Genomic DNA, 18,729 nt, shown 5'->3' on the forward strand with positions numbered 1-18,729 from the left:
GATCCGCGCGGATCCGGTGCCCTTGGTCTTTTCTCGAAGCTCGTTCCCGAGGCTCAGTTGCTCTCGGCGTCGTCGTCCTTGGCCTCCTGGCGGCCGCGGGCCTCGCGCTCACGCTTGCGCTTCTCCTGCTCCAGCAGCCAGAGGAATTCCGGGTCGTCGTCCGGGGCCACGGGGCCGGAGGGGCGGCGCGGGCCGGGCCGCGGGGGAGCGGTCGGGCGGGTTCCGCCAGAGCCGGGGCCCGAGGCCGGTCCGGCGCCGGAGCGGCGGCTGACCCGCACCACGATCCACGAGATCGCGCCGAGCAGGGGCAGGAGGACGATCAGGAGCACCCAGAGCCACCGGGGCAGACCTGCGCGTTCGTCCTCGTCCGCGCCCCAGACATCGGTCAGGGCATACGCCATGAGTCCGACGACCACCAAGATCAGGAGTACGCGAGGCATACCCCCAGCCTACGGTGGGTTGGCGCGGGCGGGGCAGCCCTCGACGTGACGTTCGCCCCGTTGTCGCCTGCCGGGCCGTCGTCGGGCGAGACGCGGCGTGCGCCCGGCCTACCATGGGTGGGTGCCCCTCGTGATCTACTCCCTGCTCCGTGTCGCCCTCGTCGCCGCGGCACTCGGCGTGCTGTACCTCGTCGGACTGCGGGGCTGGCTGCTCCCGGTCGTCGCCGTGCTGGTCGCCCTGGCGGTGTCGTACCTGACCCTGGGCAGGCCGCGCGACGCCGCGACGCAGTGGATGGCAGGCCGCGCCGAGCGGCGTGCCGCCGCGCGGGCCGCGGCCCCGAAGATCGACGCCGACGCCGCCCACGAGGACGCCGAGGTCGACGAGAAGCTGCGCGCCGACTGACCGCGGGAGGTTCAGAGCGACAGGCCGAACCAGAGCAGGACGCCGTAGCCCAGCTCGTACAGCCCCGTGCCCGCCAGCACCGGGATGAGCAGTTTGCCGCGCGCCCCGGCGAGGATCGGGATGGACAGCAGCGCCGCCGGGCCGACCAGCAGCAGCACCACGAGCGTCCACGGCGCCCAGAACACGCACAGCGCGCCGAGCAGCACCGGGACCCAGATCATCGCGATGTACGCGCGGCGCGCCCGGTAGTCGCCGAGCCGCACCGCGAGGGTGCGCTTGCCGGCGAGGACGTCGGTGGGGATGTCGCGCAGGTTGTTCACCATGAGCAGCGCGCACGCGATGAGGCCCACGCCCACGGCGCCGAGCACCGCGGGCCAGGTGATGCGGTCGGCCTGCGTGTACGTGGTGCCGAGCACCGCGACCAGCCCGAAGAACACGAACACGGCGATCTCGCCCAGGCCCCGGTACCCGTACGGCGTCCTGCCGCCCGTGTAGTACCAGGCGGCGACGACGCTCACGGCGCCGACCGCGAGCAGCCACCAGTGTCCCGACACCGCGCACAGGATGAGCCCCAGCACCCCCGCGACGCCGAACGCCGCGAAGGCGGCGCCCTTCACCGCCCGCGGCTGTGCGGCGCCTGACGCGGTGAGCCGCATCGGGCCCACGCGGTCGAGATCGGTGCCCCGCACGCCGTCCGAGTAGTCGTTGGCGAAGTTGACGCCCACCTGCAGCGCGAGGGCGACGCCCAGCGCGAGCAGCGCGGGCAGCCAGGCGGAGGAGTCGACCTGCGCGGCCGCGCCGGTACCCACCATGACGGGGGCGGCCGCCGCCGGCAGCGTGCGGGGCCGGGCCCCGGAGATCCACTCGGCGGCAGTGGCCATCAGCGTGTCCTTCGTTCGTGGGGTGTGCCTGGGTCCTCGCCACAGCGGCACCGGGCCGGGGCCCGGTCCTGGCGGAGGAACGAAGTCATGGTCGCACGGGTTCCCGGTCAAGTTTTTGCTCGGCCCGGACGACGGCGTCGCGCACCGCCCGGCGGTCGACCTTGCCCGGGCCCCGGGCCGGCAGGGCCGAGGTCACGTACACGCGGCGCGGCGCCGCCGGGGCCCCGAGCAGCCCGCCGACGGCGGTGCGCAGCCCGGCGAGCAGCTCGCCGCCGCCGTCGGCCAGGTTCTCCGGCGCGCCGACGGCGGGCGCGTGGCCCGGCAGGGCGAGGACGGCGACCACGGCCTGGCCCCACTCGTCGTCGGGCACGCCGACGACGCACGCCTCGCCCGGCGTGCCCCGCCCGGCCAGGTGCCCGGCGATCGCGTCCTCGACGGCGGCCGGCGCGACGTTGACGCCGCCGGTGAGGATCACGTCGTCCGCCCGGCCGAGGATCGTGAGGCGGCCGTCGTCGAGGCGGCCCAGGTCGGAGGTGCGGAACCAGCGGGTGCCGTCGGGGTCGGTGCGGAAGGCGGCGGCCGTCGCGTCGGGGTCGCCCACGTAGCCCTCGGCGAGCACGGGACCGGACAGCTCGACGACGCCGGTCGTGGTCGGTGCGCCAGAGGCCGCGGCGCCGGGCGCGCCGTCGGGGCCTGCGGCGTCGGCCAGCCGGACCCGCACGCCCGCCAGCGGGACGCCGTCGTACACGCAGCCGCCGCTCGTCTCGGACATGCCGTAGGTCGTCACGGCGCGGACCCCGGCGGACCGCGCGCGGGCCAGGAGCGCGGCGGGGGCCGCGGCGCCGCCGACGAGCACGGCGTCGAACCGCGCGAGCGCGGCGAGGCCGGCGCCGGCGTCTCGGTTTCCGTCGCCGGTCGCGTCGCCGCCGTCGGACCCCTCCCCGCCGTCGGCCGCGGCGACGAGCCGGTGGAGCTGGGTGGGCACGATCGAGACGTAGGCCCGCCCGCTCCCGTCCGCCCCCGGGGAGTCGAGGAAGTCCCGCGCGAGGGCGGCGAACGCGCCGGGCGTGAAGGGGGTCAGGTCGCCGACGCGGACCTCGGTCCTCGCCACGACCGTCCGGTTGACGACCTGGACGCCCGCGACGTGCGTGGGCGGCAGCACCAGCAGCCAGCGGCCGGGCCCGCCGAGCCGGTCGTGGGTGGCCTCGGCCGAGGCCCGTAGGGCCGCGGCGCTCAGCGCGACCTCGCGCGGGTTTCCCGTGGAACCGGAGGTCCGGAGCACGAGCGCGGTGCCGGGCGGCACGGGGGCGTCGGTCAGGCGGGGCTGCGGGGCGTAGACGGCGCCGCCGTCGAGGGCGTCCCGGACGGCGCGCACCACGGCGCCCGCGGGGTCGGTCTGGGTCACCTCCTGAGCGTAAGCGCGCTCGAGGGGCCGGGCGTCGCGCGGATCTGTAAGGTGTGCGCCACACGGACCCCTCGGGGCTCGGCACCGAACACTCGCGGAGGAGTACCGATGACCACGCGTTGGAGGACGGCGGTCCGTGCCACGGGTGCGGCCATGGTGCTGGCGGTCGGGCTGACCGGTTGTGACGGGGGCCGCCCCGCCGAGGCGCAGGCGACGCCCACCACCACGGTGGCTGCGTCGGTCGAGGGCGACCGGGGCGGGCCGCCCGAGCCGGAAGTGCCGCTGGTGTGGCCGCTCACGGGCGTGCGGACCGAGGACGTCGCGCAGCGCCCCGCGGTGTCGATCAAGATCGAGAACGCGACCGCCGCACGGCCGCAGAGCGGCCTGGTGGAGGCCGACATCGTGTGGGAGGAGGTCGTCGAGGGCGGCATCACCCGCTTCGTCGCGACCTACCACTCGAACATCCCGGACTCCGTCGAGCCGGTGCGTTCCATCCGCCCGATGGACGCCGCAATCGTGGCGCCGCTCGACGGGATCCTCGTGTTCTCCGGCGGGCAGGGCCCGTTCATCGCCGCGGCGCAGCGGGCGGGCACCCAGACGGTCATCATGGACAAGGGCGCCCCCGGCTTCCGGCGCGATCCCGGCCGGGCCGCGCCGCACAACGTGATCGGCCACGTGCCGACCTTCGTCGAGCAGGCCGACAGCAAGCGGACGAGCCCGCCGCCTGCCCAGTTCGAGTACGCGAGCAAGGTCGGCCGGGGTTCGGCGCCGCAGGACGGCAAGGGGGCGCGCTCGGTCGACGTGCGGCTGTCCGCGCTGCAGCGCACCGTCTGGACGTGGGACCAGGACAACCGGAAGTACCTGCGCAGCGAGGGCTCCGCGCCGTCCGTCGCCGCCGACGGCCGGCGGCACGCCGCGCGGAACGTCCTGGTGCTCTCCACCGAGGTGTTCAACACCAAGTGGCGGGACCCGGCCGGGGCGCCCGTGCCGGAGCACCGGCTCGCCGGGCGGAGCGGCAAGGGCACGCTGCTGTCGATGGGGCACGCTCTGTCCGTGACGTGGTCCAAGAAGGACCTGAACTCGCCGATCGTGCTGCGGACCGGCGACGGCGAGCACGTGCTGCTGGACCCGGGGAACACGTGGATCGAGCTCGTGCCGAAGGGCAAGGGGAGCTGGCAGGTGGAGTGATCCGGAGCCGCCGCCGGCCCGGGTATTCTTCCCGCACGGCGACGGCGTACGGCCGTCGTGGCTGATGAGAAAGCCTTCATCCGGGTCTCATCACGAGTTCATGGCGGGCTTGTTGAGTGACGACGTCGCACCATCGCGTCCCTCGACAAGAAAGCGTGGCCGCCATGAGCATCCTTGAGACCTCCCCGGAGCTGCGCGGGCTCGACCCGCGCCCCGTCGCCGCACCGCTGCGGGCCGACGCCGCCCCCGCACCCGTGCGGATGCCCGACCCGGCCGCGCACCGTCTGCTGCGCGCCAAGAAGGCCTACTCCACGCGGTTCGTCGCCGCGGCGATCGAGCAGGACCCGGCCGCGTTCGGCCTGGTCACCGACCTGACCCGGGCACCGCGGCCCGGGGACGTCGTGCTGGCGCGCGTGGTCTCGATCGGCCAGCACCGCCGGCTCGAGTCGCCCGTCTCCCGGCGGCAGATCCTGTTCGAGGGCGACGAGATCGTCGTGGCGTACGGGTCGCGCTACGCCGCCGACCAGTTCCTCGCCGTGCTCCCGGAGGACCTCGGGCCGTGCCACCTCGCCGCCGCCGGCGGGCTCGCCTCGCGCGTGGTGGACCAGCACGCCGCGGTCAAGGACGCGACGGTGATCGAGCCGATCGGCCTGCTCACGGCGCCGGGCACCGCGTCGGACGCCGTCGTCAACCTCGCGGCCTACGCGCCGCACCGGGTGCGCGCCGCCGGGATCACGAGCGGCAACGCCGCGCGCGTCCCGGTGATCGCCGTCATCGGCACGTCGATGAACTCCGGCAAGTCCACCACGCTGGCCTGCCTCGCCCACGGCCTGACCGCGGCCGGCCTCACGGTCCACGCCGGCAAGGCGACGGGGACGGGGGCGGGCAACGACGCCCACCACTTCGTGGACGCGGGCGCGAGCCACGTCCTCGACTTCACCGACTTCGGCCTGCCGAGCACGTTCGGCCTCCCGTTCGAGGACGTCCGCGACGTCTTCGCGACGATGGCGGACGTGCTGGCGTCCCCGGTGCGGCCGGGTGCCCCCGCGCCCGAGGTCGTGCTCATCGAGATCGCCGACGGCGTCTACCAGGGCGAGACCGGTCGCCTGCTGGTCGACGACGCGTTCCGTTCCGTGGTCGACCGCGTCGTTTTCGCGGCCGGGGACGCGCTCGGGGCGAGCGGCGGGGTCGCGGCCCTGCGGGCCCTCGGCTGCGAGCCGTCGGTCGTGTCGGGCGTGCTCACGGCCTCGCCGCTGGCCACCGCCGAGGCCCGGCGGGCGCTCGACGTCGACGTCGTGCCGACCTATGACCTCTGCCTGCCCGCCGTCGCGTGGGCGGCCGCGGGGCTCGGGGCCGCGGGGCTCGGGGACGTGCGGCTCGGGGACGTACGGCTCGGCGCGGGCCATGCGGTCGCGTGAGTCCGGTGCGGGGTCGCCCGGGCCGGGCGCGGGGTCGCCCGAGCCGGGCGGGCTGCCGAGGATCTTCGTCGGCGTCCGACGCCGCTGGGTCGTCGGCCTCGCCGCGCTCGGCATCGCCCAGGGCGCGCTCGGGGCGGTCGGCGCCTGGGCGCTGACGCAGCTCCGGCCGGGCAGCGCGTGGCCGATCGTCGTCGCGATCCTGAGCATCGTGGCGACGGCGGTGGCGATCGGCGGGCTGCGCATCGAGGAGCGGGTCGTCGCGGAGCGGCTCGGCCAGGACTACGTGCGTGAGCTGCGTCGCGAGCTCGTCGAGTCCGAGCTCACGCCGGGCGGCAGCACCCACCTGGGCATCACCGTGGCCCGCACCACCAACGACCTCGCGAGCGTGCGCAACTGGGTGTCGCAGGGTGTCGGCCCGCTCGCGGCGGGCATCCCGCTCATCGCCGGGTCCGCCGTCGGGCTCACGGTGCTCGACCCGTTCCTCGGCCTCGGGTTCCTGCTCCCGCTGGGCGTGCTCGCCGCCGTCATGGTGCCGTGGGCGCGCACCGCGTACCTGAAGTCGCGGCGGCTGCGACGCGCCCGCGGGCGGATGGCCACGCGGATCGCCGACACCGTCGGGGCCTCGGAGGGGATCATCGCGGCGCGCGGCGCCGGCCGCGAGCTCGGCCACATCGACTCGGCGTCCGACGACGTGGTCGACCGCGCCGTCGACCGGTCGGCGACCGTCGGGGCGCTGCGGGCCGGGGGCACCGTCGCCGCGCTGCTCGCGACGCTCGCCGTCGCCGCCGTCGGCGTGGTGCGCGGGCTCGACCCGGCCGTCACCGTGGCCGCGATGGCCATGGCCGGCCTCGCCTCCACCCCGATCGTCGACCTGGGGCGCATCGTCGAGTACCGCCAGACCTTCCTGGCCGCCCAGGCGGTCCTCGTCCCCGCGCTCGCCGACGCCGCCCGCCGGAAGGCCGAGCACGAGCTGGCGAGCAGCACGGCGGCGCAGGCCGACGTGCCGGACGGCGCGGACGGGCCCGGCCGGGTGCACCTCGTGGTCCCCGGCCTCGTCCCGGACGGCTCCCCGCTGCGCGCCGGGCCGGGTGCCCGGATCCGCCTGGGCGGCGGGGACGCCGGTGGTCTCGGCGGCGACCCGGAGGCGCCGCTGCGCCTGATGCGGCGGGTCATGGGCCTCGACCTCGCGCCCGCCGGGACCACCGACGAGATCTGGGTGGCCGGCCGCAACCTGCGGGCGGCGGCGCCGGGGGAGGGGCGGGCGCTCGTCGGGCTCGCGACCCGGGGCAGCGTGTTCGAGCGCGGCACGCTGCGCCGTGCGCTGCGCTACCGCCGTCCCGACCTGGACGACGCCACGGCCGACGTGGTCTTCGAGGCGGTCGGCCTCGACGTCGGCCGGTTCCCGGACGGGCCACGCACCATGCTGCGCGCCGGCGGGGAGCCCTTGACCGTCGACCAGCGCGCCCGGCTCGCGCTCGCCCGCGCGGTCTACGGCGAGCCACCCCTGCTCCTGGTCGCCGACCTCGACCGCGACCTGGACCAGGAGGGGCGGGAGCGCCTCGCGGGCGTCCTGGCGGGATACCCGGGCGTCGTGATGTTCACGGGGTCGGACGACCTGGCCCGAGCGCTGGACGCCGACGAGTTCCGCCTGACGGCCACCCGGGCCCCGGTCACGCCGGCGGGCCACCCGGCGGACGCCGACTGACCCGCAGACGACCACCCGACTGACTCACCGATCCCGCGATGCCGAGTCAGCCGGCTGGTCGGACCACCCCACTGACTCGGCGATTCCTGCCTGCCGAGTCAGCCAGGTCGTCCGACCAATCGGCTGACTCGGCGAATCCTGTTGGGCGAGTCAGCCAGGAGGTCAGTAGTAGTAGGGGTACGCCGACCAGTCCGGGTCGCGGCGCTCCAGGAACGCCTCCTTGCCCTCGACCGCCTCGTCCGTCATGTACGCCAGCCGCGTCGCCTCGCCGGCGAACACCTGCTGGCCGGCGATGCCGTCGTCGGCGGCGTTGAACGCGAACTTGAGCATGCGGATGGCCTGCGGCGACTTGCCGGCGATGATGCGCGCGTACTCCAGCGCCAGCCCTTCCAGGTCCTCGTGGGCGGCGACCTCGTTGACGGAGCCCCAGCGCTCGGCGTCGTCGGCGGAGTACTCGCGAGCGAGGAAGAAGACCTCGCGGGCGCGCTTCTGCCCGAGCTGGCGGGCGAAGTAGGCGGAGCCGTAGCCGGCGTCGAACGAGCCGACGTCGGCGTCGGTCTGCTTGAACTTGCCGTGCTCGCGGCAGGCGACGGTGAGGTCGGCGACGACGTGCAGCGAGTGCCCGCCGCCGGCGGCCCAGCCGTCCACGACCGCGACCACCACCTTGGGCATGGTCCGCATGAGGCGCTGCACCTCCAGGATGTGCAGGCGGCCGGCCTTTGCCGGGTCGATCGAGTCGGCGTTCTCCCCCTCGGCGTAGCGGTAGCCGTCGCGCCCGCGGATGCGCTGGTCGCCGCCGCTGCAGAAGGCCCAGCCGCCGTCCTTGGGGGAGGGGCCGTTGCCGGTCAGCAGCACCGTGCCGACGTCGGACGTCATGCGGGCGTGGTCCATGACCCGGTACAGCTCGTCCACGGTGTGCGGGCGGAACGCGTTGCGCACCTCGGGGCGGTCGAACGCGATGCGCACCACGGGCAGGTCGCGCGGCTCGGGGCCGCTGCGGTCCACGCCCCGGTGGTACGTGAGGTCGGTCAGGTCCTCGAACCCGGCGACCGTGCGCCAGCGCTGCGGGTCGAACGTCTCGGAGACCTGGCGGGGAAGATCGGTGCTCGTGCTCACGCGGACCAGCCTAGTTCGGGCGGTGTCGGTGTCGGCACCTAGGGTGGCGGCGAAGAGAGGAGCTCCACATGCTCGTTCGTCATCGCGGTCTCGAACCGTCGATCGATCCGTCGGCCTACGTCGCCCCGTCCGCGACCGTCGTGGGTGACGTCCGGATCGCCGCCGGGGCCAGGATCCTGCACGGCGCGGTCCTCACGGCCGAGGACGGCGCCGTCGTGATCGGCGAGGACACCGTGGTCATGGAGAACGCGCTGGTCCGGGGCCGCCGAGGGTATCCCGCCGAGATCGGGCCCGCGGTCCTGATCGGCCCGCACGCGCACGTCAACGGCGCCCGGGTCGAGGAGGAGGCGTTCGTCGCGACGGGCGCCGCCCTGTTCCCCGGCAGCGTCATCGGGGCCGGCGCGGAGGTGCGCATCCACGGGGTCGTGCAGATCAACACGGTCCTTGCCCCCGGAGCGCTCGTGCCGATCGGGTGGGTGGCCGTGGGCGACCCGGCGACGATCCTGCCGCCGGACCGGCACGAGGAGATCTGGGCGATCCAGCGCGAGCTCGACTTCCCCGGCACCGTCTACGGGGTGGGGCGGGACGTGTCGATGCGTGAGCTCATGCGCGGACAGTCGGACTACTACGGGGCGCACCGCGACGATGCGCCGGTCGACGGGACCACTTAGTCGACGGGACCACGTAGCGGCGAGGCGGTCTAGTTCGGGCGCTCCGGGTGCTGTGCCGGCGCGACGTCCTCCGCCCGGACCTCGGGGCGCGCGCCGCGCGTGGCGCCCACCGACGCGACGACGACGCACAGCACCGCGATCCACTGCGACCAGTGCAGCAGCTCCCGGAGCACGACGAGGCCGATGAGAGCCGCCATGGCCGGTTCGAGGCTCATCAGGATGCCGAAGACACGCGGCGGCATCTTGCGCAGCGCCTCCAGGTCGAGCGAGTACGGGACCACCGACGACAACAGGGCGAGCCCGAGCCCCGCGACCAGGACCCACGGCTGGACCAGCGCCGCTCCGCTGTCGGCCACGCCGGCGGGAACCGCGACCACCGCCGCGACGAGCATGCCCAGGGCCAGGCCGTTGCCTTCCGTGGTGTGCCGGCCCAGCGCCGCGCTGACCACGATGTACAGGCCCCAGCACACCCCGGCGCCGAGGGCGAACAGCAGGCCGACGAGGTCCACGTCGCCGCCGCCACCCATGAGCAGGACCACACCGGCTGCTGCGAGCACCGCCCAGAGCGCGTCCAGCCACCGCCTCGACCCGATCAGGGCCACCGCGAGCGGCCCGAGGAACTCGACGGTGACCGCGATCCCCAGCGGGAGCCGGTCCAGCGCCAGGTAGAAGCACAGGTTCATCAGGCCGAGGGTCAGGCCGTAGGCGGCCACCACGGTCCACGCCCGACGAGTCAGCCGCAGGGACGGCCGCCACAGGAGCAGCAGGATCGCCGCGGCGAAGAACAGGCGCAGCGCGACCGTCCCGAAGCTGCCCACCTCGCCGAACAGCTGCTTGGCCAGCGCCGAGCCGAGCTGGACGCTGACGATGCCGAGCAGGACGAGGGCCGTCGGCGGGACCCCGCCGAGGCCACGCCCCACCAGACCGGTCAGCGACGTCCGAGCGGTCGGGCCGCGTCGATCGCCGTCGTCGTTCATGGGGGACACACGTGGAGTATCGACGACCACGGGGTCGTGCAACACATCATTTGGTCGTACCCGAACGCGACCCGAACGCGACCCGGGCAGCTAACCGGGTCGATAGCCTGGGGGCGTGCTGCTGATCGGTGAACCCGTGGTCTGGTCCACGCCCCTGCGGACCCGCTTTCGCGGGATCGACGTGCGCGACGGCGTGCTGCTCCGCGGCCCCGCCGGCTGGGGCGAGCTCTCCCCGTTCTGGGACTACGACGACGAGGAGTCCGCCACCTGGCTGCGCGCCGCGCACGAGGCCGCGCTCGTCGGCTGGCCCGACCCCGTGCGGCAGCGCGTTCCGGTCAACGTGACCGTCCCCGCCGTCGGGCCGGAGCGGGCGCACGAGATCGTGCTCGCGTCCGGCGGCTGCCGCACCGCCAAGGTCAAGGTCGCCCAGCGCGGCCCCGACGGCACGCTCGAACCCGTGGGCGCCGAGATCGAGCGGGTCGCCGCCGTCCGCGACGCCCTCGGGCCCGACGGCGCGATCCGCGTCGACGCCAACGCCGCCTGGACTCCGGACGAGGCACTGGCCCACCTCGCCGAGATCGACCGCGCCGCCGGCGGGCTGGAGTACGTCGAGCAGCCCTGCGCCGACGTCGACGAGCTCGCCCTGGTGCGCCGCAAGCAGGACGTGCCCGTCGCCGCCGACGAGTCGATCCGCCGCGCCTCCGACCCGATGCGCGTGGTGCGCCAGGAGGCCGCCGACATCGTGGTCCTCAAGGTCCAGCCCCTCGGCGGCGTCCGTGCCTGCCTCGACCTCGCCGAGCAGGTCGGCCTGCCCGTCGTCGTCTCGTCCGCGCTGGAGAGCTCGGTGGGGCTCGCCGCCGGCGTCGCGCTCGCCGCCGCCCTGCCCGAGCTGCCGTACGCCTGCGGGCTCGCGACGTCCCAGCTCCTGGTGCACGACGTCGTCGCCGAGCCCCTGCTGCCCGTCGACGGCGCGCTCCCCGTGCACCGTCCGGAACCGTCACCCGAGGCGCTCGCGGCCACGCCCGCCGACGGCCCGACGACCGCCCGCTGGCTCGCCCGGTACCACCGCCTGACCCGGATCCTGGAGGACGCATGACCATCCCGCCCGCCGTGGCCGCCGCCCGAGCACTCGTCGCCGACCTGGTCACCCGGGGTGTGCAGGACGTCGTGCTCGCCCCCGGTTCGCGCAGCGCCCCCCTGGCCTATGCGCTGGCCGAGGCCGCGGACGCCGACCAGCTCACGCTGCACGTCCGGATCGACGAGCGCGACGCCGGCTTCCTCGCGCTCGGCCTGTCCAAGGGTTCGGAGGGCGCGCCGGTCGCCGTCGTCACGACGTCGGGCACCGCCGTCGCGAACCTGCACCCCGCCGTGCTGGAGGCGAGCCACACGGGCCTGCCGCTCATCCTGCTCACCGCCGACCGGCCGCACGAGCTGCGCGGCACCGGCGCTTCGCAGACCACCGACCAGGTGGGCATCTTCGGCTCCGCGGTGCGGTACGCCGTGGACGTCCCGGCGCCGGCCGGTGGTCTCGGCCCGGACGACCCGGCCGCCGGGTCCGGCCTCGACGACGGTGCGGTCCGCGACCTGCGGAGCGTCACCGCCCGCGCGGTCAGCGCCGCGCTCGGGTTCCGCTCGGGACACCCGGGGCCGGTGCACGTCAACCTCGCCTTCCGGGACCCGCTGACGCCGTCGGCCCCGCTGCCCGGACGGCCCGCGGACACCGCGCAGGAGGGGTACCCCAAGCCCGATCCGCCGCTCGTCGTGCCCGCCGTGCTGCAGCACTTCGGCTCACCCGCCCTGCCCGGCGACCCGGCGCGCACCGTCATCGTCGCGGGCGACGGCGCCGGGCCCGAGGCGCGGCAGCTCGCCGAGGCGCAGGGCTGGCCGCTGTTCGCGGAGCCGTCGTCGGGCGCCACGGGCGGGCCCAACGCGGTGGCCGGCTACCGCCTGCTGCTCGGCTCCGACCAGCTCGCCGACGGCATCGAGCAGGCGGTGGTGCTCGGCCGGCCCACGCTGTCGCGGCCGGTGCAGCGGCTGCTGGGCCGCCCGTCCGTGGCGGTCACCGTGGTCGCGCCGGGCGCGGGTCCCTGGCCCGACGCCGCGCGCAACGCCGCCGTCGTGCTGCCGGGCCTGGCGCCCGTCTGGTTCGAGCCCGCCGCCGAGCAGCCGACACCGTTCCTGGAGCGCTGGCGGACCGCGGGCGCCGCGGCCGCGCGCGTCCTGGACCAGGCGACCTGCGACGACGCCGTGCTCGGCGGCCCGACCGCCCTCTCCGTGGCGCGCGCCGTGGCCCGAGTCCTGGGCCCCGCCGACCTGCTCGTGGTCGGCTCCTCCAACCCCGTGCGGGACCTGGAGCTGGTGCTCGGCCTCGACGGCGACGGCCCCGCCGTCCTCGCCAACCGCGGCCTCGCGGGCATCGACGGCACCGTCTCGACGGCGGCCGGCGTGGCCCTCGCCGCCGCGCGCCGCGGCCTGCGCACGCGCGCCCTCCTGGGCGACCTCACGTTCCTGCACGACGTCGGCGGCCTGCTGCGCGGTCCCGACGAGCACCAGGTGGACCTGGAGATCGTGGTGGTGAACGACGATGGCGGCTCGATCTTCGCGACCCTGGAGCACGGGGCGCTGGCCGCGACGAGCGACGCCGCGAGCGCCACGTTCGAGCGGGTGTTCGGCACGCCGCACGGGGCGAACCTGGCGCAGCTGTGCGCGGGGTACGGGGTGGACCACCAGCTGGTCAAGGACGTGCCGACCCTGCGGCACGCGCTCCAGGCGCCCAGCCACGGCATCCAGGTCATCGAGGTGCGGGTGCCGCGGGCCGACCGCCTGACGGAGTCGCGCACCCTGGCGACGAGGGTCCAGGAGGCCGCCACCCTCGCCGTCTGATCGCTGAGTGCGGGCTATTTGCGCCTCCAGGCCCTCCGGAAGCGCAGATATCCCGCACTCAGCGGGGTCTCGGGATATGCAGGGAACTCACAGACTCGTTTAAGGGTGGGACAAGGAACGGGGTGTCAACTAGTTCTGACTTCAAGGAGGGTCACGATGACCGAGCAGAACAGCACCACTCCGCAGCCGGACCAGCAGCCGTCCGAAGCGCAGCCGACCCAGCAGCTGCCGGTCGCCGGCCCGGCACCCGTCCAGAACGCGGGCGCCGAGCAGTCCCCGACCCCTGCGCAGTCGACGGCGCCCGTCCCCGCGCCGCCCGAGGGTGCGGCACCCCAGGGCCCGACGCCCCCGGCTGCGCCGCCCGCGGGCATGACGCCCGGCCAGCACGAGCGGGCCCAGGCCCCGGCTCCGCAGCCGGCCGCGGCCCCGCAGGCCCCGGCCCCCACGGAGCAGGTCCCGGCGCAGCACGTACCGGCGCCGGCCCAGCCGGTCCACGCGCAGCAAGCACACGCCCAGCACACCCCGGCCCAGCACGCACCCACCCAGCACCACACCACCCCCGTGCAGTCCGTGGCCCCCGTCGGCCCGCCCTCGGGGTCCTACGTCAACCCCTACGCGGCTCCCGCCACCGCGACCGCCGAGCCGCGGCCGCGCAACCGCACCTGGGTCCCCGTGGTCGCCGCCGCCGCGGCCGCCGCGGTGCTCGCCAGCGCGGGCACGGCGGGCCTCATCACGCTCACCGACGGCGCGGACAACGCCACCTCCCTCGCCGACGTCGGGCAGACGAACAACCAGACCGTCCCCGTCAAGAGCTCGACCGTGGAGAACCCGGATTGGACCGCGGTCACCTCCGCGGTGCAGGACTCCGTGGTGTCGATCCAGGTCGAGAGCCAGGCGGGCGGTGCCGAGGGCTCCGGCGTCGTGCTGGACTCCCAGGGCCGGGTCCTGACCAACAACCACGTGGTCTCGGGCGCGCAGACCGTGCAGGTCACCCTGAGCGACGGCAGCGTGTACGACGCCAAGATCGTCGGCACCGACCCGACCACGGACCTCGCCGTCGTGCAGCTGACGGACCCGCCGTCGGACCTGAAGCCGGCGAAGTTCGGCAACTCGGACGACGTCGTGGTGGGCGAGCCCGTGATGGCGCTCGGCAACCCGCTGGGCCTGGCGAACACCGCCACGACCGGCATCGTGTCCGCCCTGGACCGCCCGGTCACGGCCAGCGCCGAGGACGGGTCCGACCAGGTCGTCACCAACGCGATCCAGATCGACGCCGCGGTGAACCCCGGCAACTCGGGTGGACCGCTGTTCAACGCGTCGGGCGAGGTCATCGGCATCACGTCCTCGATCGCGACGCTGTCCAGCGGTGGCGGCGGGACGTCCAGCAGCTCCGGCTCGATCGGCCTGGGCTTCGCCATCCCGGGCAACCTGGCCACGCAGATCGGTGACCAGCTCAAGGAGAACGGCAAGGCGGAGCACGCGTTCCTCGGGGTCTCGATGTCGGACGCCACCGCGACGGCCGACGGCGTCACCCGCCGCGGCGCGGGTGTCGAGGACGTCGTCGCCGACTCGCCGGCCGGCAAGGCCGGGATCCAGCAGGGCGACGTGATCGTCGCGATCGACGGCGACGCGGTCAACGGGCCGGAGTCGCTCACGGCGTTCGTGCGGGAGAAGGCGGCCGGCGACAAGTCGGTGCTGACAATCGTCCGCGACGGCAAGACCGAGGAGGTCACGGTGACGCTCGCGGTGAAGGAGGAGACCGACACCAGCTCGGGCTCGCAGGACCAGAACCAGCAGGACCAGCAGGGTCAGCTGCCCGGCCAGCAGGACGGTCAGCAGAACGGCTCGGGCTCGGACCAGACCAACCCGAACAACATCCCGGACTGGCTCCAGCAGTTCTTCGACAACCAGGGCTGACCCGCCCGGCTGCACCGTGTCAGACCCTCAGATCACGCGAGTGACCTGGGGGTCTGACACGTATTCGCGTTCAGCGGGTGAACTTGGCCCGACCGGTTTAGGTTGGTCCGCGTGTCTGGGACTGGGGCTGGGACTGGGACGTACACCGTGGTCAGGACCCTCGGGCGCGCGGATGCCGCGCACGACATCCTCGAGGAGCTGCCGGAGTGGTTCGGCATCGACCGGTTCACGCACGAGTACGTCGACGCCGCGGCCCGGTTCCCCAACTACCTCGCGGTCGCCTCGCCCTCCGTCGGGGCGGACGGCGGCGCGGTCCCGGCCGACGACGTGCTCGGCGTGCTGCTCCTGGACCAGCGCTACCCGACGTCGGCCGAGGTGCACCTGCTGGCTGTCCGGCGCAAGCACCACCGCACCGGCATCGGGCGCGACCTCATGGCGCAGGTCGAGGACGACCTGCGCGGCCAGGGCGTGCGCCTGCTCAGCGTGAAGACGCTGGGACCCTCGGCGCACGACCCCGGCTTCGACCAGACCCGCGCCTTCTACGGCGCCTGCGGCTTCCACCCGGTGGAGGAGTTCCCCGACCTCTGGGCGGACGACCCGTGCCTGCTGATGGTCAAGCCGCTCTGACGGTCAGGCCGCTCTGGCCTGCCCGCCACGGCCGGGCTCAGGCCTTGGCCCGTGCCCCGAACAGAGCCTCGGCGGCACCCGGCACCACCGCGGCGACGACGCCGCCCAGGCTGCGCTCGAGGTAGCCGACCAGCTCGTCGTCGGCGAGGTCGGAGTTGATGCCGCCGTCGACCAGGGCCTGCTCGGCGAGCGCCACCCAGGAGCGGACCGCGATGCGCAGCAGCTCGGTCTCCGGCACGCCCAGCTCCAGGAGGACGGCGAGGGCGCGCTCGGTCTGCTGGCGCCGCGCGTCCTCGATGACCGCGCGCACCTCCTCGTCGCCGCTGGCCGCGCCGCGCACGAGCGAGTAGAAGGTGGGGCCGTGCTCCCGGACGTACTCGACGAGCCGGGTCAGGGTGTTGGCCAGGCGGTCGGCGGGCGGGAGCTCGGGCTGCGGCTCCGAGGCGTGGAGCATCGAGTCGCGCGCGCGGCGCACGATCTCGTGGTGCAGGCCGTTCTTGGAACCGAAGTAGTAGTAGACCAGACCCGTCGAGACACCGGCTTCGGCGGCGATCTCCTCGACGGTCACCTCGGCCAACGGGCGGTCCGCGAGGGTCGCGACTCCGAGGGCCACGAGCTGGTTGCGGCGTTCCTCCGGGCGGAGGCGCGTGCGTCGGGCTGTTGCCATGAGTCGAGCATATCCGGCATGCTTTGCGCCGCCGTCAGGGGGTCAATTGACGGTGAGTCAGTAATCGCGCTACGGTCGCGGCGGGACGACGATGCCGTCGTCCTCACATTGGCATGAGGGGAACACCAATGAAGCTCAGCAAGCTCACGGGGACGCGTAGGGGCCGCGTGGCCCTGGCCGTCATCCCGGTCACCATTGCCGCCAGCGTCCTGCTCGGTGGGGTTGCACAGGGCGCAGTGCCCGTCTCGTTCGCCATCTCCGGCAGCCAGTTCAAGATCGGCGCCGACAAGCTCGCGGGCACCGGCTTCTCCCAGTACGCGGGCGTCGCGACCGCCTCCGACGGCACGCAGCACCCCGCCGCCATCGCGAACATCAAGGATGCGCAGCTGCACAACCTCTGCCAGTCGGTCGTGCAGGACACGCCGCTCGGCAAGGTGGGCCTGCTGATCTCCGCGGGCACCGGTGAGGAGCCTGCCAAGGCCACGGACCTGCAGATCGGCATGAGCGACCTGTCCGGTACCGCGATCTTCAAGAACATCCGCATCGGTGTGGACGCCTCGACGGTCAACACGACCAAGAAGGGCGACGCCGGCGACTTCGCCATGGACTCCGACTCGATCGACATCGACGGGCTCCAGCAGGTGTCGTGGAGCACGCAGGCCGCCGTCTTCCAGCTGACGGACCTCAGCCTCAAGATCACGGACGGCACCGAGTGCTTCTGAGTCCGGGTGACGGCCCGGCGTCCGCCGGCCGCCCCGGACTGCGCGCGAGGTTCGCCGACTGGCGCAGGGACTTCCGCCCCTGGCGCAGGCAGCGGCCGTTCGTCGGGGGCGTGCTGGTAGTGCTCGCGGGCCTGGAGATGCTCCTGTCCGGCCCCATCAAGCTGGACCAGCTCGGCATGAACGTCGTGCTGCGGTTCGGGGTCGAGGGCGCGCAGGCGACGATCCTGCCGCTCGCCCTGGTGCTGCTCGGGATCCTGGTGATCGCCCAGCCCGTGCACCGCATCTTCTACGGCGTGATCGCGCTCGCGATCTCCGTCTACTCGATCGCCGGCGTGAACCTCGGCGGCTGGATCGTCGGGTTCCTGCTCGGCGTGGTCGGCGGCATCATCGTCGTGTCCTGGGCGCCCGAGGCGGAGGCCGGCACGGCCGAGGACGCCGGCGAGGCGGAGCCCGGGAGCGAGGCCGGGACACCTTCGCCCGGGACACCTGAGCCCGAGACGCGCGCGGACGAGACGTCCGCGACCGGGACGCCCGAGACCGAGACTCCCAAGACCGAGACTCCAGCGGCCGACGACGCCCCGCCGGCCGACGAGCCGGCACCGAAGACCGCCGCCGAACCCGCCCCCGAGACCGAGTCGATCCCCAGGGTGGACTCGCTCAGCGGCGCGCTGAAGGCCCTGTCGCAGAAGTCCGCGGCGGTCGTGGTGGCGGGCGCGATGGCGGTCGGCGGCATGAGCCTGCCGGCGACCACGTCGATGGCCGAGACCCAGGACGACTCGTTCTGGTGCGTCGTCTTCGGCGCGTGCGACGAGGGCGACGCGGAACCGTCCGCCTCACCCACGCCGTCGCCGAGCACATCCGAGTCCGGGGGCGACGAGGCCGAGGACCCGGTCGGGGACGCGGTCGACGACGTCACCGGCGGCGCGACCGACCCGGCCGAGGGCGGCGACGCCGGCTCCGGCGACGCGGCGGACGGCGGCTCCGGCGACGACGCCGCAGCGGGCGAGGACGGCGAGCCCGAGTGCCAGGAGCCGACGCAGGACGGCGAGGTGCCCGCGGACGCCGCGGAGGAGGCCCCGAGCGACCCGTGCGGTGAGATCGACCCGCAGGCGACGATCGAGGAGGCGCTCCACACCGAGCTCGGCACCTGCGTGAAGGTGACGTTCGGCGGCAAGTTCGACCTCAACATCGACCTGCCCGGCCAGTGCGGCGCCAAGGAGGACGGCTCCGTCTTCTCGCTCCCCGCCGACCTGGAGAGCCGGGACCTCACGATCCCGCTCACGGGCATCAACGGGATCGGCCTGGCGAACGTGCCGGTCAAGAACGACGGCTCGCGCCGCGACGCCATCAAGATCTCGGCCGACAAGGTGGTCGTCGACGGGTTCTGGCTCAAGTCGTACGCCTACGACAAGGGCACGGTCGCCGGCACGGACACGCGCGCCAACTTCGTCTCCCTCGAGGGCAACGCGCACATGTACGTTTCGTCGATCCACGCGAACCTGCCCGACGGCCAGGACCTGCTTGAGGTGGCGACCAAGGTGCTCGAGGGGGCCTCGCTCATCGAGATCCTGCTGACCGCGACGGATGCGCGGATGGGCTTCCTCGGCGCGACGTCCGACCTGCAGGTCTGGGACACCTTCCGCGAGCAGGTCTGGGGCGACCCGACCAACCCGATCGGCAAGGGCCCGAGGGCAGGCGACGCCTGACCC

General features: G+C 74.4%; 17 protein-coding genes. 11 read left to right on the top strand and 6 right to left on the bottom strand.

The window, feature by feature from the left end:
- Nucleotides 1-53: 53 nt before the first annotated feature.
- Entirely contained in the window at nucleotides 54-440 is a 387-nt protein-coding gene (locus ACFWEJ_RS04805; RefSeq protein ID WP_377228069.1) for a PLDc N-terminal domain-containing protein, read from the bottom strand.
- Between the two features lie 121 nt (nucleotides 441-561).
- Here ACFWEJ_RS04805 and ACFWEJ_RS04810 point away from each other — a divergent pair, with 121 nt between their 5' ends.
- Entirely contained in the window at nucleotides 562-843 is a 282-nt protein-coding gene (locus ACFWEJ_RS04810) for a DUF4229 domain-containing protein (RefSeq protein ID WP_377228070.1), read from the top strand.
- Nucleotides 844-854: 11 nt separating this feature from the next.
- Here ACFWEJ_RS04810 and ACFWEJ_RS04815 read toward each other — a convergent pair whose 3' ends face one another.
- Nucleotides 855-1,724, bottom strand: a complete 870-nt coding sequence (locus tag ACFWEJ_RS04815; RefSeq protein ID WP_377228071.1) for a 1,4-dihydroxy-2-naphthoate polyprenyltransferase — start codon at nucleotides 1,722-1,724, stop codon at nucleotides 855-857.
- Nucleotides 1,725-1,809: 85 nt separating this feature from the next.
- Nucleotides 1,810-3,129, bottom strand: coding sequence for an AMP-binding protein (locus ACFWEJ_RS04820; RefSeq protein WP_377228072.1), 1,320 nt, complete (start codon nucleotides 3,127-3,129; stop codon nucleotides 1,810-1,812).
- Between the two features lie 108 nt (nucleotides 3,130-3,237).
- Here ACFWEJ_RS04820 and ACFWEJ_RS04825 point away from each other — a divergent pair, with 108 nt between their 5' ends.
- The 3 genes from ACFWEJ_RS04825 to ACFWEJ_RS04835 all read left to right on the top strand — a co-directional run bounded on the left by ACFWEJ_RS04825 (nucleotide 3,238) and on the right by ACFWEJ_RS04835 (nucleotide 7,440).
- Nucleotides 3,238-4,317, top strand: coding sequence for a DUF3048 domain-containing protein (locus tag ACFWEJ_RS04825; protein ID WP_377228073.1), 1,080 nt, complete (start codon nucleotides 3,238-3,240; stop codon nucleotides 4,315-4,317).
- A 164-nt stretch (nucleotides 4,318-4,481) separates the two neighbouring features.
- On the top strand, nucleotides 4,482-5,735 hold the full coding sequence (locus ACFWEJ_RS04830) for a DUF1611 domain-containing protein (RefSeq protein WP_377228074.1): 1,254 nt from the start codon (nucleotides 4,482-4,484) through the stop codon (nucleotides 5,733-5,735).
- Entirely contained in the window at nucleotides 5,722-7,440 is a 1,719-nt protein-coding gene (locus tag ACFWEJ_RS04835) for an ABC transporter ATP-binding protein (RefSeq protein ID WP_377228075.1), read from the top strand. The genes ACFWEJ_RS04830 and ACFWEJ_RS04835 overlap by 14 nt, the downstream gene beginning before the upstream one ends.
- 162 nt (nucleotides 7,441-7,602) lie before the next feature.
- Here the strand turns inward: ACFWEJ_RS04835 and ACFWEJ_RS04840 are convergent, their stop codons facing one another.
- The gene (locus ACFWEJ_RS04840) at nucleotides 7,603-8,556 is read right to left on the bottom strand and encodes a 1,4-dihydroxy-2-naphthoyl-CoA synthase (RefSeq protein ID WP_377228076.1); all 954 of its coding nucleotides are present in this window, start codon (nucleotides 8,554-8,556) and stop codon (nucleotides 7,603-7,605) included.
- A 68-nt stretch (nucleotides 8,557-8,624) separates the two neighbouring features.
- Here ACFWEJ_RS04840 and ACFWEJ_RS04845 point away from each other — a divergent pair, with 68 nt between their 5' ends.
- Nucleotides 8,625-9,227: a gamma carbonic anhydrase family protein gene (locus tag ACFWEJ_RS04845; RefSeq protein ID WP_377228077.1), complete on the top strand. Its 603-nt coding sequence runs from the start codon at nucleotides 8,625-8,627 to the stop codon at nucleotides 9,225-9,227.
- Nucleotides 9,228-9,256: 29 nt separating this feature from the next.
- Here ACFWEJ_RS04845 and ACFWEJ_RS04850 read toward each other — a convergent pair whose 3' ends face one another.
- Entirely contained in the window at nucleotides 9,257-10,204 is a 948-nt protein-coding gene (locus ACFWEJ_RS04850) for a DMT family transporter (protein WP_377228099.1), read from the bottom strand.
- 115 nt (nucleotides 10,205-10,319) lie between these two features.
- On the opposite strand from ACFWEJ_RS04850, the gene ACFWEJ_RS04855 reads away from it, so the two are divergent.
- From ACFWEJ_RS04855 to ACFWEJ_RS04870, 4 genes are all read left to right on the top strand, one after another.
- Nucleotides 10,320-11,300: an o-succinylbenzoate synthase gene (locus tag ACFWEJ_RS04855; RefSeq protein WP_377228078.1), complete on the top strand. Its 981-nt coding sequence runs from the start codon at nucleotides 10,320-10,322 to the stop codon at nucleotides 11,298-11,300.
- Nucleotides 11,297-13,087 (top strand): 2-succinyl-5-enolpyruvyl-6-hydroxy-3-cyclohexene-1-carboxylic-acid synthase, encoded by a 1,791-nt coding sequence (gene menD / locus ACFWEJ_RS04860; RefSeq protein WP_377228079.1) that lies wholly within the window; start codon nucleotides 11,297-11,299, stop codon nucleotides 13,085-13,087. Before ACFWEJ_RS04855 ends, menD begins: the two co-directional genes overlap by 4 nt.
- A 156-nt stretch (nucleotides 13,088-13,243) precedes the next feature.
- Entirely contained in the window at nucleotides 13,244-15,004 is a 1,761-nt protein-coding gene (locus ACFWEJ_RS04865; protein WP_377228080.1) for a trypsin-like peptidase domain-containing protein, read from the top strand.
- A gap of 147 nt (nucleotides 15,005-15,151) precedes the next feature.
- Nucleotides 15,152-15,631, top strand: a complete 480-nt coding sequence (locus ACFWEJ_RS04870) for a GNAT family N-acetyltransferase (protein WP_377228081.1) — start codon at nucleotides 15,152-15,154, stop codon at nucleotides 15,629-15,631.
- 37 nt (nucleotides 15,632-15,668) lie between these two features.
- Here ACFWEJ_RS04870 and ACFWEJ_RS04875 read toward each other — a convergent pair whose 3' ends face one another.
- Nucleotides 15,669-16,298: a TetR/AcrR family transcriptional regulator gene (locus tag ACFWEJ_RS04875; RefSeq protein WP_377228082.1), complete on the bottom strand. Its 630-nt coding sequence runs from the start codon at nucleotides 16,296-16,298 to the stop codon at nucleotides 15,669-15,671.
- Between the two features lie 128 nt (nucleotides 16,299-16,426).
- Here ACFWEJ_RS04875 and ACFWEJ_RS04880 point away from each other — a divergent pair, with 128 nt between their 5' ends.
- Both ACFWEJ_RS04880 and ACFWEJ_RS04885 read left to right on the top strand, forming a co-directional pair.
- Complete coding sequence (locus tag ACFWEJ_RS04880; RefSeq protein ID WP_377228083.1) at nucleotides 16,427-17,020, top strand: DUF6230 family protein; 594 nt, start codon at nucleotides 16,427-16,429, stop codon at nucleotides 17,018-17,020.
- Entirely contained in the window at nucleotides 17,011-18,726 is a 1,716-nt protein-coding gene (locus ACFWEJ_RS04885; protein WP_377228084.1) for a DUF6114 domain-containing protein, read from the top strand. Before ACFWEJ_RS04880 ends, ACFWEJ_RS04885 begins: the two co-directional genes overlap by 10 nt.
- Nucleotides 18,727-18,729: the final 3 nt, after the last annotated feature.

Source organism: Promicromonospora sp. NPDC060204 (assembly GCF_042728455.1).
Taxonomy (GTDB): Bacteria; Actinomycetota; Actinomycetes; order Actinomycetales; family Cellulomonadaceae; genus Promicromonospora.